Raw genomic sequence first — 14120 nt, forward strand, 5'->3', positions numbered from 1 at the left:
CAAGGTAGCGCTAGTTTCGCCCGCCGGGGCAAGCCCCAATAAATCCCACCGCCCCCTCGCCCCGCCTGCTATACGCCCCCATCTCCTCCCCTTCCCGTCCGACAGTTAGACCCTCTCGATCATGGCTTCCCCGACTCGCGCCCCTGTCCTGGCCCTCAAGGACGTCCGCCTCGCCGATGGGGCCAAGCCGCTGTTCGACGGGGTGGACCTGGCGCTGGAGCCGCGGGTGCGCGCCTGCCTGGTCGGGCGCAACGGGGCGGGCAAGTCGACCCTGCTGAAGATCCTGGCCGCCCAGGGCATCGAGGCCGACAGCGGCGAGCGCGCGGCCCAGCCCGGCGCCAAGATCGTCTATGTCAGCCAGGAGCCGGACATCACCGGCGAGACCCTGCTGGACTACTGCACGGCCGGCGGCGCCGAGGACTACGAGGCCCACGCCACCCTGGCCGACTTCGGCCTGGACTACGCCAAGAGCACGGTGGGCCTGTCGGGCGGCGAGCGGCGTCGCGCCGCCCTTGCACGAGCGTTCGCCGAGCAGCCCGACGTGCTGCTGCTGGACGAGCCGACCAACCACCTGGACATCTTCGCCATCCAGACGCTGGAAGAGGAGCTGGCCAATTCCAAGTGCGCGGCCCTGATCGTCAGCCACGACCGCGCCTTCCTCAACCGCGTCACCCAGCGCACCTTCTGGCTGGAGCACCGCAAGGTGCGCCGCCTGGACAAGGGCTTCCACGAGTTCGAGGTCTGGAGCGAGCAGGTGCTGGCCGCCGAGGCCGACGAGGAGCGCCGCCTGAACAAGCAGCTGGAGCGCGAGAACGCCTGGCTGGCGCGCGGCGTCCAGGGCCGCCGGGCCCGCAACGAGGGCCGCCGCCGGGCGCTGATGGACCTGCGCGCCCAGAAACGCGACCTGCAGGCCGACAAGCGCGGCAGCATGACCCTGGCCGTCGAGAGCTCGGGCACGTCCGGCAAGAAGGTGGTCGAGGCCAAGCACGTCACCAAGACCTTCGGCGAACGGGTGATCGTCCAGGACTTCTCGACCCGCATCCTGCGCGGCGACCGCGTGGCCCTGGTCGGTCCCAACGGGGCGGGCAAGACCACCCTGGTGCGCATGCTGCTGGGCGAGATCCCGATCGACAGCGGGACCATCACCCTGGGCACCAATCTCGAGATCTCCTACGTCGACCAGAACCGCATGGCGCTGTCGGAGAAGATGACGCTGTGGGACTTCCTGACCCCCGGCGGCGGCGACTCGATCCTGGTGCGCGGCCAGCCCAAGCACGTGGCCGGCTACGCCAAGGAGTTCCTGTTCACCGAGGCCCAGCTGCGCCAGCCGGTCACCAGCCTGTCGGGCGGGGAACGCAACCGCCTGCTGCTGGCCCGGGCCCTGGCCACGCCGACCAACCTGATGGTCCTCGATGAGCCGACCAACGACCTCGACATGGACACCCTTGACCTGCTGGAAGAGGTGCTGGCCGACTTCGAGGGAACCCTCATCCTGGTCAGCCACGACCGCGACTTCATCGACCGCCTGGCCACCTCGACCATCGCCATGAACGGCCACGGCAAGGTGCTGGAGACGCCCGGCGGCTGGAGCGACCTGATCGACCAGGCCCCGGATTTCTTCAAGGGCGCGCGGGGCGCGGCCGGCGACTTCGCCACGGGCGCGGGCTCGCACAAGGCCATCGTCACCCCGTCGGCCCCGCCGCCGCCGAAGAAGACCGTCAAGCTGTCCTACAAGGACCAGCGGCGGCTCGAGGAGTGCGAGGCCCTGATCGCCGCCTCGCCCACGATCATCGGCGACCTGGAGGCCAAGCTCCACGACCCGAACCTCTACGCCAAGGACCCCGTCGGCTTCGACAAGCTGATGAAGGCCCTGGACAAGGCCCGCGCCGACCTGGCCACGGCCGAGGAGGACTGGCTGGCCCTGGAGGAGAAGAAGGAAGCGCTGGCGGGCTAGCTGGCCTTGTCCAGGCGGTCGGCCGTCTCCCGGTCCGACTTGGCGCCGGGGCCGTCGCCCAGCTCGTCCTTGACGTCCGCGCGCCAGCGCAGGGCGTCGGCGTATTCCGGATCGGCCGCCAGGGCCGCGTCCAGCTCCTCGAGCGCGCGGCGGTAGTCCTTCACCAGCCAGTAGACCCGGCCCTTGCGGGCCAGGGTCATGCTGTCGTTCGGCGACAGGCGCAGCGAGGCGTTCAGGTCGCGGATGGCCCGGTCGTAGCGGCTCTGGTCGATGAACACGTCGGCGCGGTTGTAGTAGGCCGGCTCGTAGTCGGGCTGGACGACGATCGCCTGGTCGTAGTCGGCCAGGGCGGCGGCGTAGCGTTCGGCCCGGGCGTGGGCCAGGGCGCGGTTGTTCAGGACGAAGGCCGACTTGGGGGCCAGCTTCACCGCCGCGTCCAGGTCGGCCATGCCGGCGGCCTCCTGGTCGTCGAGGGACAGCACCTGGGCCCGGGCGACCAGCAGGTCGGCGTCGTCCGGCGCCAGGGCCACGGCGCGGCCGTAGTCGGCGATGGACTCCCGCAGGCGGCCCATTCGGCGCAGCAGCCGGGCGCGGGAGCGCCAGGCCCCGGCGTCCTTGGCGTCCAGCTTCACGGCCTGGTCGTAGGCGCGCTTGGCCTCGTCGTACTGGCCCTGGTTCACCAGGGCGTCGCCCAACGAGATCTGCAGGTCCGCGCGTTTCGGCGCCGCCTGGGTCGCCAGGCGGTAGGCCGCGACCGCCGCCGGCCAGTCCTCGCGATCGGCGTAGACGATGGCCTTGTTGACCTTGGCGGCGATGTTGGCGGGATCGATGGCCAGGACCTGGTCGTAGGTCTTCAGCTCCGCATCGCCCTGGTTCAGGTTGCCCAGCTCGATGCCGATATTGATCAGGGCGTCCAGGTCCTTGGGATCCAGCTCGGCGGCCTTGCGGAAATCCGCGAGGGCCGCCTCGTGCTCGCTCTTCTTGGACAGCTGCTGGCCGCGATTGTAGTAGGCCGCGGCGCTCTTCGGCAGGGCGGCGATGACGACGCCGTAGGCCTCTATGGCCCGGGTCGTCTCGTCCCGGGCGCCCAGGATCATGGCGCGCTCGAACAGCAGGTCGGTGTTCTTCGACGCGCGCTTGAGGCCGGCGTCGGCCGCCGCCAGGGCCGCGTCGTAGCGTTCGGCCTTGCGCTCGAGGAACGCCACGGCGACCCAGGCGTCCAGATAGTCCTCGTCCAGCTTCACCGTCTCGCGGTAGGCGGCGAGGGCCTCGTCGGGCCGCTCCAGCGCTTCCAGGGCCCGGCCCTGGACGTAGCGGGCCCGCGCCAGCTTGGGCTCCACCCGGATGGCCGCCTCCGCGTCGCGCAGGGCCGCGGCCTTGTCCGAGCCCAGCTCGAGCAGCGACCGGTAGGTCAGGGCCCGGGCGTCGGCCGGGTCGGCCGCCGCCGCCACGCCGTAGGCCTTCAGCGCCTCCGCCGTGCGCTTCTGGTATTCGATCGCCAGGCCCAGCGGCAGCAGGATGTCCACGTCGCCGGGCGACAAGGCCAGGGCCGACCGCAGGTCGCGCTCCGAGGCCGCCGGATCGTCGTCCATCGTCAGGTCGGCGCGCTGCACATAGGTGCGGACCGACTTGGGATCGACCGCCAGGGCCGCGTCGTAGTCGGCCTTGGCGCCGGCGCGGTCGTCCTTGAACCACTGGCGCACGCGGCCGCGGTACAGCAGGGCCGCGGCGTTGCGGGGCTGGACCTTGAGGGCGGCGTCGAAGTCGGCGATCGCCTCGTCGGCCCGGTCCTGGTCCATGCGGGCCGCGCCGCGCGCGACCAGGGCCCCGGCGTCGCCGGGCGCCAGCTTGAGGGCGGCCTCGGCGTCCTTCTCGGCCTCGGCGTTGAGGTCCAGCCGCCACTTGGCCTGGCTGCGGATGGTCAGGACCTTGGCGCGCTGCGCCGGATCGGCCACGCCCGCCTCGATCGCCTTGTCGCAATCGTCGACGACCTTCTTGCGGTCGCCCTTGTGCGGGAAGGCCTCGCCGGCCAGGCACGCGGCCAGGGGGTCGGAGGCCGGCGCCGTGGCGGCCAGGCTGGGGACCGAGGCGGCCGTCGCCAGCAGGGCGAGGACCAGGGACGGCAGGCGGACGGGACGGTTCATGGTTCTGCTCACTTCGTCCAGCCCGCGGGATAGGCCACGCCGACGATCGGGTCGCGGGCCAGCCATTTGGCCGCCGCCGCCCGCACGTCCTGCAGGCTCACCGCCGACATCAGCGGCTCGTAGCTCAGCGCCTCCTCGAGGATCGCCGGGTCCTGGTTCGAGCCGGCCATCGCGCCGGCCCACCAGGCGTTGGTGTCGCGCCGGGCGCGGGCGGCGGCCATGATCGGCTGGCGCGCGTCCTCCAGCATCTGGGGCGTGATCTCGCCGGCCCGGAGCTGGGCGGCGACCTTGCCCGCCTCCTCCACCAGCGCGTCGATGTCCTTGGGGGCGGCGTCGATATTGACCTGCAGCACGCCCTGGTCGCCGAAATCGGGACCCAGGGTGAAGACCTGGGGCGCGTAGGTCTTGCCCAGCTCCTCGCGGATGCGCCGGCGCAGCGCCGTGTCGAACACGGCCGCCAGCAGCTTGAGCGAATACTCCTCGGGCCGGCGCTCCGGCGTCGAGACGTAGAGCGGCCAGAGCAACTGGGCGGCGGCCTTGTCCCGCTGGCCTTCGTGCGTGACGTGGATCGGCGGGACCGGCGCGTCGGGGTAGCGCATGAACTGGGGCTGGACCCGGTCGCGCGGCGCGGTCGACCGCGCCGGCAGGGCGCCGAAGGTGGTCGAGACCGCCGCGATCGCCGTGGCCTCGTCGATGTCGCCGACGATCGTCAGTTCGACCGGCGCGGTCGTCAGGATCGGCTTGAACACGCGCTCGAAGTCGGCCGACCGGATCCGCGCCATCTCCTCGCGCGACGGGGCGTTGCCGGGCCAGTCCGGCGCGATCTTGCGCGCGACCGCCATGTTCACCGCGGCCTCCGGCTGGGTCAGATAGGTCCGGTACATCATGTCGATGGCCGTCGGCAGCCGCGCGTCCAGCGACGGCCGGAACCCGGGGTCCGACATGTAGGCGGCCATGACCTGCAACTGGTCGTCGACCCCGCTGGTGAAGGTCGTGTTGCGCATCGAGAAGCCCTTGGGACCCATGCCCAGCTGGAAGGCCCAGGCCGCCCGGGTCTCGAACATCGTCTGGATGTCCTCGAAGCTGTGCTTGCCCAGTCCGCCGGCGATCACCACCGCCGAGCCCAGTTCGGCGGCGGCATACTGGCTGTCGTCGACCTCGCGCCGGCCGGCGCCGAAGTTGAGCCGGACCTCGACCTTGTTGGGCTCCAGCTTGGTCTGCTTGAAATCCAGGACCAGCCCGTTGGCGAAGCGCAGGCGGGTGAAGCCGGGATCGGCCACCGGCTCGCGCTTGATCACCTTCCCCGGCTTGCCGAAGCTCGTATAGCCCCAGGTCAGGGCGGCGCGGTCGGCGTAGCGCGCCTGCGGCGTCTCGCCGGCCCCGCGGGTCCAGGCGGCCAGCAGCGCCTCGCGCGAGGCCGGCTTGGCGCCCGTCATGAACAGCAGGGGCTCCGAGCCCGTCCAATCCGCCGCGAAGCTGGCCTTGACCTCGTCGGGCGTCATGTCCTCCACCGCCAGGTCGTAGGCGTAGATGGCGTCGGCGGGGCTGGTCGCCACGTCGCCGACCAGGGCCTTGGCGACGATGTCGTCGGCCAGGTTGGACGACTTGCGCGACCCCACGCCCACCACGCCGCCGCGCAGGCGGGCGCGGGCGATCTCGACCGCCTTCTCCACCTCCAGCTCGGTAGGGCCGTCCTTGGCGAACCGGTTGATCTCGGCTTCCCCGGCCCGCAGGGCCTCGGCCCAGCCGTCGCCCGTGGGCATGACGATCAGGCAGGCGATCCCCATGTCCCGCACCTCGGTCGACAGGGCCATGGCGCCCAGCAGGTGGTCCTCGTTGGCGGCGGCCTTCTGGGCCAGCCTCTGGTTCAGGATCGCCTGCCAGACCTGGCTGCGCGTCCGGACGCGCAGGCGCGCGACGTCGTCCTTGGCGACGGGGTCGCCGGGGCGCACCCGGCAGGCGCTGAGCACGGTGGGCAGGCTCTCGCCGGCCACCGACAGCGCGTCCTGGACCCGGCCGGGCGGCGGCTGCACGATCTTGGCCCGCACCGGCTTGGGGCCGCGCCCCGTCCAGCTGGAGAAGGCGCTCTCGATCATCGCCCGCATGTCCTCGACCGGCATGTCGCCGACCACGGTCACCACGGCGTGCTCGGGGCGGTACCAGGTGTCGTAGAAGCGCTTGAGGTCGGCCGCCCGGGCGGCCTGGACCGTCTCCAGCGTGCCGATCGGCGAGCGTTCGGCCGACCGCTGGCCGGCGCCCTGGAACTTGGCGGCGGTCTCCTGGGCGGTCAGCAGCGGATTGCTGCGGGACTCCATCTCGGCGATCACCACGCCGCGCTCGAGGTTCACCGCCTCGTCGGAGAAGATCACGCCGTCGGCCACGTCGCGCAGCCAGCCGAAGCCGGTCTTCAACTGCGCCGGGTCGGGCGCGGGCATGTCCAGCTGGTAGGTCGTCGAGAAGATCGTCGTGGCGGCGTTCTGGTCGCGCCCGAACGCCACGCCCCAGGGCGCGAAGACCTTGTCGGTCGCGCCGTTCGGGAAGCCGCGCGTCGAGCGGAAGGCCATGTGCTCGATGAAGTGGGCCAGGCCGCGCTCGGGATCGGCCTCCTCGTAGCTGCCCACGTCGATCGCGAACCGCAGCGAGACCGCGCCCTTGGGCGCGGCGTTGCGCATGATCAGGTAACGCACGCCGTTCGGCAGGGTCCCGCGCGTGATGCTGGGGTCGGGCGTCAGGGACGCGTGATCGACCTTGGGGGCCGCCCGAACGGCCTCCTCCGCCCGGGCGCCGCCCGTGGCGATGACGGCGAACGCCAACGCGCCCGCCATGCCCGCGATTTTCCTCAAGACGCCCCCGGAACGCTGAACTCAACCCCAGGGAAGGCCTAGCCGTTATGGCGACGCTTCGCCAGAGGGTTCGAACACGCCCTACACCACCACCTGCGACCCCATCTCCACCACCCGGCCCGCCGGGATGTGGAAGAAGTCGACCGGGTCGGCGGCGTTCTTGACCATCCAGATGAACAGCTTGTCGCGCCACAGCGGCATGCCCTCGTGGGGCGAGGCCACCACCGTGCGGCGGCCGACGAAGAACGAGGTCGACATCAGGTCGAAGGCCAGGCCCCGGCGGCGGCAGCTGCCCAGGGCGCGGGGGATGTGCGGGGTCTCCATGAAGCCGTAGCGCACGGTCACCCGCTTGAAGCCGGGGCCCAGCGGCGCGATCTCGATCCGGTCCTTCTCGTCCACGCGCGGCCGGTCGGCGGTGACCACGCTCATGACGATGTTGTCGGCGTGCAGGATCTTGTTGTGCTTGAGATTGTGCAGCAGGGCCGTGGGCGCGACCTCGGCGTCGGCGGTCAGGAAGATCGCCGTGCCCGGCACGCGGTGCGGCGGCCGCGCCTCCAGGGTGGCGATCAGGTCGGCCAGGGGGATGTTGTCGCGGTGGGCCTTGGCGTGGACGATGTCGGCGCCCTCGCGCCAGGTCCACATGACCACGACGATGGCGGCGGCCACCACCAGCGGCACCCAGCCGCCGTCGGCGATCTTCAGGACGTTGGCGCCCATGAACACCAGGTCCAGGGCCAGGAACGGGGCCAGCAGCAGGGCGCAGGCCCACAGCGGCCACTTCCAGTAGCCGCGCATCACCACCGCCAGCAGGACCACGGTCACCACCATGGTCGTGGTCACCGCCACCCCGTAGGCCGAGGCCATGTTCGACGAGGTGCGGAACATGAACAGCAGGAACAGCACCCCCGCGGCCAGGGCGACGTTGATCGGCGGCACGAAGATCTGGCCGGCCACCGTCTCGCTGGTCCGCTTGATGTTGATCCGCGGCAGCAGGCCCAGCTGCACCGCCTGCTGGGTGACCGAGAAGGCGCCGGTGATCACCGCCTGGCTGGCGATGATGGTGGCCAGGGTCGTGAGGATGATCACCGGCCAGTAGAAGGCGTCGGGGATCAGGCCGAAGAACGGGTTGGCCATGGCCTCGGGGTCGGCCAGGCACAGGGCGCCCTGGCCCAGATAGTTCAGCATCAGGCACGGCAGGGCCACGGTCAGCCAGCCCAGGCGGATGGGGGCTTTGCCGAAGTGGCCCATGTCGGCGTACAGCGCCTCGGCCCCGGTCACGCACAGGAAGACGCTGCCCAGGATGGTCACGCCCAGAGGGCCGTCGGCGACCAGCAGGCGGACGGCGTGCATCGGGTTCAGGGCGGCCAGGATCTCGGGGCGGGCCAGCACGTGCGGCAGGCCCAGGGCCGCCAGGGTCAGGAACCAGACCAGCATGATCGGCCCGAAGAACTTGCCCATGGTCTCGGTGCCGCGCATCTGCACGGCGAACAGGCCCAGCAGGATGGCGGCGGCCAGGGGCAGGACGAACGGGGCGAAGTGCGGGCCGATCACCGGGGCGGTCGTCAGGCCCTCCACCGCCGACAGCACCGAGATCGCCGGGGTGATCAGGCCGTCGCCGTAGAACAGGGCCGCCCCCGCCACGCCCAGCAGCATCAGCCAGGCCGAGCGCTTCTTCATCGCGCGCTGGGCCAGGGCCATCAGGGCCAGGGTGCCGCCCTCGCCGCCGTTGTCGGCCCGCATGACGATGACGACGTATTTGAGCGTGACCACCAGGGTCAGGGCCCAGAACACCAGCGACACCACCCCGAACACCGCCAGGCGCGGGTCGACCGCCCCGGCGTGGGCCAGGGCCTCGCGCATCGAATAGAGCGGGCTGGTGCCGATGTCGCCGAAGACCACCCCCAGGGCGCCGAGCCACAGGGCGCCGAACCGGGCCGCGCGCGCGGCCGGCTCGGCCGGTTCGGGGGATGTATGGGCCATCGGCTCCGGAGTCCGTCGAAAGGAGCGACGGCCTACGCCCACGGGGCATAAGGGCTCCATGCGGATTCCCGGGCCGGGCATAAGGGAGTTATAAAGATCAGTATACGGATCGAATAAGCGCCGATGCGCGGCTTTTCGTCGATTTCTCGACTTAGGAACACCCGCCGCCGGGCCCCGTTGATCTCCCCGCCGGAAGCCTCCGGCGCGATCAGGGAACCACGACCATGGGCGAGCAAGACAACCGCGAGAACCTGCAGCAGCAACCGTCCGACGACCAACGCCGGCAGGCCGACCAGCAGAACCAGCAGGGCGAGACCCGTACCCCGCAGCAGCAGCAGGACGACGCCGCGCGCAACGCGCCGGGCCAGCAGAACCAGCAGGGCCAGCGCCGTGACGACGGCCTGAACGAAGGCGTCGAGGGCACGCGCGTCGAAGGCCTGGACGAAGGCCTGGAAGGCGGCGTCGACACCGGCGCCATCGAGCCGGGCAACACCGGCCAACGCTGATCCCGCGATCAAACGACGAGGCCGCCCCCTCCCCGGGGCGGCCTTTTCCGTCCGCGATTTCCGTAAAGAGACCCGACAGGAGCACGCCGTGTTTGGTGGCGAACGACTGGCGCGCATCGGCGCCTTCACCCCGGAATTCCCCGACGCCGAAGCCCTGCACCGGGGCTTGGCCCACTGGAACCACCGCCGCCTGGCGGTCGGCACGCCCGATCCCGACTGGCGGGCCGAGCTGTCCGACGACGCCCGGATGAAGCGGATCGAGGGCGAGTATGTCGAGCAGTTCCGCGACCACATCCTGCCGCTGGTCAGCGGCGTGCCGACCAACGCCGACGACTTCGTGGCCTGGTTCGAACAGCTGCGGGAGACCGGCCCCGGCCAGGACGACCCGCTGTTCGACTGGCTCGAAGGCGCGGCCAGCCTTCCGGACCTGCAGTGGTTCCTGACCCAGGAGGCGGCCGGCGAGGCCGGCTTCGACGACCTGGTGGCCATGACCCAGGTCAAGGTCAGCGACCGCGCCAAGCTGGAGCTGGCCCGCAACTACTGGGACGAGATGGGCCGCGGCGCGGCCGCCGGCATGCACGGCCCGATGCTGACCCGCACGACGCAGGTGCTGGGCCTGACCCCGACCATCGATTCCACCCTGTGGCAGTCGCTGGCCCTGGCCAACACCATGACCGCCTTCGCCACGACGCGGCGCTACACCTACCAGTCGATCGGCGCCCTGGGCGTGGTCGAGCTGACGGCGCCCGGCCGCGTGGCCTGCGTCGACGCCGGCCTCAAGCGCCTGGGCGTCTCGCCCTCGGCCCGCAAGTATTTCGCCCTGCACGCCCAGCTGGACATCGAGCATTCCAAGGCCTGGAACGCCGAGGCCCTGCATCCCCTGGTCAGCGAATTCCCCGACTGCGCCCGCTTCATCGCCGAGGGCGCGGTCATGCGCCTGATCTGCGGCGAGCAGTGCTTCGACACCTATCGCGCGCACCTTTGGGCGCACGTGCACCCGGTGGTCTACGCGGCGGAGTGACAGACCGGGGACATGCCCTTGCGGCGTGTCCCCAACCGCAAGCGCCGCGCCAAGACCTGGGGACACGCCGCGAGGGCATGTCCCCGGTTGCTAATCGTGCAGCGGCGCCTCGGCCTGCTTGCGCGACGGGTCCGTCACCACCGTCCCCACCGAGGCGGCGATGACGAAGGCGATGGCCAGCCACTGGCGGCCGACCAGGTGCTCGCCCAGCACCAGCAGGCCGGCCAGGGCCCCGACCGCCGGCTCCAGGCTCAGCATCACCCCGAAGCTGCGCTTGGAGATGCCGCGCAGGGCGACCATCTCCAGCGAATAGGGGATGGCGCTGGACACCACCGCCACCACCAGGCCCAGGCCCAGGGCGAGCGGGCTGAGCAGGGCCGCCCCGGCCGCGACCAGGCCGAACGGCGCCACCACCAGGGCGGCCGTGGCCATCCCCAGGGCCACCGAGCGGCCGCCGTGCAGGTGCCCCGTCCGCTGGCCGGCCACGATGTACAGCGCCCAGCACACCCCCGCCGCCGCCGCGAAGCCCACCCCGACCAGGTCGAGGTTCAGGCTGACGTCGCCCAGCGGCAGCAGCAGGCCCAGGCCCGCGACCGCCAGGGCGATCCACAGGAAATGGACCGGCTTGCGCGCGTGGATCATCGCCAGGCTGAGCGGTCCGGTGAACTCGATGGCGATGGCCAGGCCCAGCGGGATGGTGCGGATGGCCATGTAGAAGCACAGGTTCATCACGCCCATCACCGCCCCGTAGCGGACGACGGCCAGCAGGTCCCCGCGGGTCATCGGCATGCGCCAGGGCCGCCAGATCAGGCACAGGATCAGGGCCGAGAAACCCACGCGATAGGCGCTGGTCCCCTGCGCCCCGACCAGCGGGAACAGCGTCTTTGCGAACGAGGTGCCCGCGCACAGCGACACCATCGCGCCCAGGAGACAGACGTAAGGGAGGGCGGCGCGAAGGCTGGCGGACGCGGTGAAACGGGACATGGGCGGTGTCTAGCAGCTACAGCGTCTTCCCCCTATGGGGGGCGCGCCGGCGAGGCGGACGAATGAGAACGCGTCGATGCGGTTCAGCGCTCGCCCGGGAAACGGCGTCGCATTTGTCGGAGCCACAGCACGGGAAAGACCACGCCGAACACAACCGCCAGGACGATGGTCGGCCACGGATTGCTCACGCCTCGCTCGCCGTCGATCAGCCCCAAAGCGTCGACGCCCAGCATGACGGCGCCCCAGAAGATCGCCATGAACACGCCCATGGCGGCCAGCGCCCAAGGCCTGACGTGAAAACCGGGAGGGCGATCGATCGGCTGAGTCATGCCCAAGCTTTAGCAGCACGGGCGGCGGATCGAAATGCGAGAACTCACCTCGATCCCTTGGTCAACGTCGGTAGATCGCCTGATTTACGGTTCGACGACATCCGCCAGGATGCGCCTTCCGCCTGGGAGACCGCCGTGGCCGTCCGCCGCCTCACCGCCGCACTGGCCGCCGCGTTCGTCCTGGCCGCCTGCGGAAGCACGCCCAAGGGTTTCCTGCTGCCGACCGCCGCGCCCGCGGCGCCCGGCGCGCGCCATATCGACATGCTGGTGGTCACCACCCGCGCGGCCTCGCCCGCGCCGGGGGTGATCTACGGCGGCGAGCGCGACACCAGCGCCTCGGCCGCCGAGATCGTGGTCTCGGTGCCGCCCGGCCACAGGATCGGGGCCGTCGAGTGGCCCAAGCACGAGCCGCCCGACCCGGCCACCGAGTTCACCACCGTCAGCCTGGCCCCGTCCGACAAGGCCAACACCCTGGCCTGGTTCAACCGCATGGGCGGCGAGCACGCGCGGCTGCTGGTGTTCGTGCACGGCTTCAACACGCGGTTCGAGAGCGCCGTCTACCGCTACGCCCAGTTCGTGGCCGACTCCCAGGCCGACGCCGCGCCGCTGCTGTTCACCTGGCCCTCGCGCGGCAAGCTGCTGGACTACCAGTACGACCGCGACAGCGCGATCTATTCGCGCGACGCCCTGGAGGAGGCCCTGACCAAGGCGGCCGACGCCCCGGCGGTCAAGGAGATGACCGTGGTGGCCCACTCTATGGGCACCTACCTGACCATGGAGGCCCTGCGCCAGCTGGCCATCCGCCGCGGCGGCCTGCCGGCCAAGATCAACAACGTGGTGCTGGCCTCGCCCGACATCGACCCGCAGGTGTTCGCCCACCAGGTGCAGGCCCTGGGCCCGAACCCGCCGCACATCACCATCTTCGTCTCGCGCGACGACCGGGCCCTGATGGTCTCGCGCCTGCTGTCGGGCAACCTGCTGCGCCTGGGCGCCATCGACCCCAGCCGCGAGCCCTTCCGCTCGAAGCTGGAGGCCAACGGCAACATCACCGTCATCGACCTGACCAAGCTGAAGGCCGGCGACAGCCTCAACCACGGCAAGTTCGCCCAGAGCCCCGAGGTGGTGAAGATGCTGGGCCAGCAGCTGATCAACGGCCAGGTGCTGACGCAGGGGGAGTGAGGGGGCGGAGCGCTCTTCCCCCTGCGGGGGAAGACGGTCGCGAAGCGACCCGTAGGGGGCAAGTGTTCGCCGCCGCGGCGACGGACGGGGATCGTGGCTCACCCACTTGCCCCCACCTGGCGACTTCGTCGCCTGTCCGCCCCCGTAGGGGGCGGAGCTAGAACGCCTCGTCTTCCTCGGCGCCCTCTTCCTCTTCCCCGCCCATGGCCGCTTCCAGGCTCTCGATGATGTCGTCCATCTGGTCGGGCGTGATCGAGACGTAGAGCGCCTCGCCGCCGACGGCCGAGACCAGCAGGCGGTAGCCGTCCTCGGTTTCCTGCAGGCTGAAGGTTTCGAGGGGCTGCAGCTTGGCCATGGGGGTGTTCCGGCGTTCGGGATGGGGAACGGCGGATATAAGGGGTGTTCCCCCGGAAATCACCCCTTCAGCGCCCCGCGCCGCAGCATGGCGATGTGGCCGGCGATCAGGGCCTCGCGCTCGACCCACGGGAACTCGGAGCGGGCGATCAGCAGCGAGACCAGGCCGTGCAGGCCGGCCCACAGGGTCTGGGTCAGGCGCAGGGGGTCGTCGTCGCGGGTCAGGCCGGCGGCGTGCAGGTCGGCGATCATGGCCACGAAGCCCTGGAAGGCCTCCATGCCCGCCGCCATCGGCCGTCCGCCGGTGCGGGCGTGGAACGCGCCCTCGGGGCCCTTCTCGACCATGAAGGCCACGCGGTAGGCGTCGGGCTCGCTGAGGGCGAAGTCGATATAGGTCATCATCGCCCGGTCGAACATTTCGGGCGTCGGCGTCCAGCGCGACCTGCCGTCGTCCATCCGCGCCTTGAGCTTGGCGAAGGCCCGCACGCACAGCTCGGCGATCAGGTCGTCCTTGGTGGCGAAATAGGCGTAGAGCGCCGGCTGGCTGATCCCCGCCGCCTCGGCGATCTGCCGGGTCGAGACCCCGTGCACGTCCTTGGCGCTGAACAGCCGCAGGGCCGCGTCGAGGATCTCCTCGCGGCGCTCGGCCCCCTGGCCCTTGGGTTTACGCGGCGATCGGACCTGGGGCGACTTCATCGTGTTTCAGCCTTTCCCAGGCCCGAGGCGGCTTGACAAGAAGCGATAATCTATCACTGATAACTTATCGCTGATCGATAGTCGAGGGGTTGGGCTGTGGGCGAGGACTTGAAAGCCGGATCGCTGCGGG

General features: G+C 70.9%; 11 protein-coding genes. 4 read left to right on the forward strand and 7 right to left on the reverse strand.

The window, feature by feature from the left end:
* Positions 1–121 precede the first annotated feature (121 nt).
* Entirely contained in the window at positions 122–1954 is a 1833-nt protein-coding gene (locus tag BR39_RS0103365; protein ID WP_029907728.1) for an ABC-F family ATP-binding cassette domain-containing protein, read from the forward strand.
* Here the strand turns inward: BR39_RS0103365 and BR39_RS0103370 are convergent.
* The 3 genes from BR39_RS0103370 to BR39_RS0103380 form a co-directional block, all read right to left on the reverse strand.
* Positions 1951–4098 carry a tetratricopeptide repeat protein gene (locus BR39_RS0103370; protein WP_029907730.1) on the reverse strand — a complete coding sequence of 716 codons (2148 nt, stop codon included), beginning with the start codon at positions 4096–4098 and terminating at the stop codon, positions 1951–1953. The genes BR39_RS0103365 and BR39_RS0103370 overlap by 4 nt on opposite strands.
* An 8-nt stretch (positions 4099–4106) precedes the next feature.
* Positions 4107–6923 (reverse strand): pitrilysin family protein, encoded by a 2817-nt coding sequence (locus BR39_RS0103375; RefSeq protein ID WP_029907732.1) that lies wholly within the window; start codon positions 6921–6923, stop codon positions 4107–4109.
* A gap of 99 nt (positions 6924–7022) precedes the next feature.
* Entirely contained in the window at positions 7023–8921 is a 1899-nt protein-coding gene (locus tag BR39_RS0103380; RefSeq protein WP_029907733.1) for a potassium transporter Kup, read from the reverse strand.
* 224 nt (positions 8922–9145) lie between these two features.
* On the opposite strand from BR39_RS0103380, the gene BR39_RS0103385 reads away from it, so the two are divergent.
* Positions 9146–9427, forward strand: a complete 282-nt coding sequence (locus tag BR39_RS0103385; RefSeq protein ID WP_029907736.1) for a hypothetical protein — start codon at positions 9146–9148, stop codon at positions 9425–9427.
* Positions 9428–9515: 88 nt separating this feature from the next.
* Complete coding sequence (locus BR39_RS0103390) at positions 9516–10448, forward strand: iron-containing redox enzyme family protein (protein ID WP_029907737.1); 933 nt, start codon at positions 9516–9518, stop codon at positions 10446–10448.
* Between the two features lie 90 nt (positions 10449–10538).
* Here BR39_RS0103390 and BR39_RS0103395 read toward each other — a convergent pair whose 3' ends face one another.
* Complete coding sequence (locus BR39_RS0103395; RefSeq protein ID WP_029907739.1) at positions 10539–11432, reverse strand: DMT family transporter; 894 nt, start codon at positions 11430–11432, stop codon at positions 10539–10541.
* A gap of 83 nt (positions 11433–11515) precedes the next feature.
* Complete coding sequence (locus BR39_RS0103400; RefSeq protein WP_029907741.1) at positions 11516–11761, reverse strand: hypothetical protein; 246 nt, start codon at positions 11759–11761, stop codon at positions 11516–11518.
* Between the two features lie 135 nt (positions 11762–11896).
* Between BR39_RS0103400 and BR39_RS0103405 the strand changes: the two genes are divergently transcribed.
* Positions 11897–12940: an alpha/beta hydrolase gene (locus tag BR39_RS0103405; protein WP_029907743.1), complete on the forward strand. Its 1044-nt coding sequence runs from the start codon at positions 11897–11899 to the stop codon at positions 12938–12940.
* 157 nt (positions 12941–13097) lie between these two features.
* On the opposite strand, the gene BR39_RS0103410 is transcribed toward BR39_RS0103405, so the two are convergent.
* Both BR39_RS0103410 and BR39_RS0103415 read right to left on the reverse strand, forming a co-directional pair.
* Positions 13098–13295 carry a hypothetical protein gene (locus BR39_RS0103410; RefSeq protein WP_029907746.1) on the reverse strand — a complete coding sequence of 66 codons (198 nt, stop codon included), beginning with the start codon at positions 13293–13295 and terminating at the stop codon, positions 13098–13100.
* A 59-nt stretch (positions 13296–13354) separates the two neighbouring features.
* Positions 13355–13990 carry a TetR/AcrR family transcriptional regulator gene (locus BR39_RS0103415; RefSeq protein WP_029907747.1) on the reverse strand — a complete coding sequence of 212 codons (636 nt, stop codon included), beginning with the start codon at positions 13988–13990 and terminating at the stop codon, positions 13355–13357.
* Positions 13991–14120 lie beyond the last annotated feature (130 nt).

This window comes from Caulobacter sp. UNC358MFTsu5.1, from assembly GCF_000712075.1.
Lineage (GTDB): Bacteria > Pseudomonadota > Alphaproteobacteria > Caulobacterales > Caulobacteraceae > Caulobacter.